The organism is Roseburia sp. CLA-AA-H209 (genome assembly GCF_020687575.1).
Taxonomy (GTDB): domain Bacteria; phylum Bacillota; class Clostridia; order Lachnospirales; family Lachnospiraceae; genus Roseburia_C; species Roseburia_C amylophila.
The window spans coordinates 1-1,465 of record NZ_JAJEQU010000054.1; the positions used below are offsets into that span (position 1 = coordinate 1).

Genomic DNA, 1,465 nt, shown 5'->3' on the forward strand with positions numbered 1-1,465 from the left:
TGATATGTACCCTCTTTACTGGACAACCAGTAAGGAGGGTGTTTTTATGCGTTATAGTTATGAGTTTAAACTGATGTGTGTTGATTTGTATCATTCAGGTTCGTATCCAGATATCCCAGAGGGTGCGAATCCAGATACTCTCAAAAGACATATACGAGAATGGTCTGGATTGGTTGATTTACATGGTCCAGAAGTTTTAAAACATAAGGTGTTCAATAAAGTGTGGACACCAGAAGAAAAGCTTGAACTGGTTTTAATGGTTATTGCAGGTATACCAAGGAGAAAAGTTGCCATAGAAGCAGGAATCAGCGCAGGAATGCTTTATCAATGGGTATACAAATATAAATCACAAGGATATAATGGATTAGTAGAAAGTAAAAAGGGACGTCCAACAAAGGAATCAAGAATGAAGAAGTCAACAAATCCATTACCTTTAACAGAATCAGAACGAGAAGAACTGATACGCTTGAGAGCTGAAAACGAATATATCAAAGCCGAGAATGAAGTAATAAAAAAACGGATCGCCTTGAGGCAAGAAAAATGGGCTGCGCAACTCAAGGCGAAAAAGCAGCAATCATCAAAAAACTCAGAGAAAACGGATACCAATTAAAATATCTCCTTAAAGCAATGCACATGGCTAGATCTACTTACTATTTTGAGATTAGCAGAAACGATGTTATTGCCGAACGCAATCAAGAAATACTAGAAGAAATAAAAAGTGTTTTTGTTGAGAACAAGCGCAGGTATGGTGTAAGACGGGTTCACCAGGAACTTATTAATCGCGGGTATCAGGTGAACCATAAAAGAGTTCAGCGTCTTATGCATGAAGCAGGTCTAGCCGGAAAAAGACCAAAGGAGAAATATCATTCTTATAAGGGTGAAGTTGGTAAGATTGCTGACAACATAATAGACAGGGATTTCAGTACAACTTTGCCTTTACAAAAATGGACCACAGATGTATCACAGTTCAATTTTTCATGGGGAAAGTGTTATATTTCTCCAGTGCTAGATATGAATACAAATGAAATCATCTCATATGATTTATCCATGAGCCCTAATCTTGAACAGATAAAAAGAATGCTGAATAAAGCATTTGAAAAATTTCCTTCAGTTGAAGGATTGATATTTCATTCAGATCAAGGCTGGCAGTATCAACATGCTTATTTTAGAAATGCTTTACAGGAACATGGCATTATACAATCCATGTCACGAAAAGGTAATTGTTATGATAATTGTATTATGGAGACATTCTTTGGACGATTAAAAAATGAAATGTATTATGGCTATGAAAAAAACTATTCTTCTTTCGAAGAATTTTCACAAGCGGTTGAAGAATATATAGATTATTATAATAACAAAAGAATTCAGGCAAAAACAAAATGGATGCCGCCTGTACAATACAGGATAGCATCCATGTGTTCAGCCTAGTTCATAAATATGTGTCCAGGATTCTGGGTACATATCA

At 35.9% G+C, this 1,465-nt stretch carries 2 protein-coding genes; both read left to right on the top strand.

Annotated elements, in window-relative coordinates:
• Positions 1-610: helix-turn-helix domain-containing protein (locus tag LKD41_RS15560; protein WP_304621916.1), on the top strand; the 610-nt coding region annotated here is incomplete at its 5' end.
• Positions 541-1,428 (top strand): IS3 family transposase, encoded by an 888-nt coding sequence (locus LKD41_RS15565; protein ID WP_227701683.1) that lies wholly within the window; start codon positions 541-543, stop codon positions 1,426-1,428. The genes LKD41_RS15560 and LKD41_RS15565, both read left to right, overlap by 70 nt.
• Positions 1,429-1,465: the final 37 nt, after the last annotated feature.

Coding starts and splice junctions, on each gene's coding strand:
- LKD41_RS15565 (WP_227701683.1), top strand. CDS start 541: ATGGGCTGCGCAACTCAAGGCGAAAAAGCAGCAATCATCAAAAAACTC.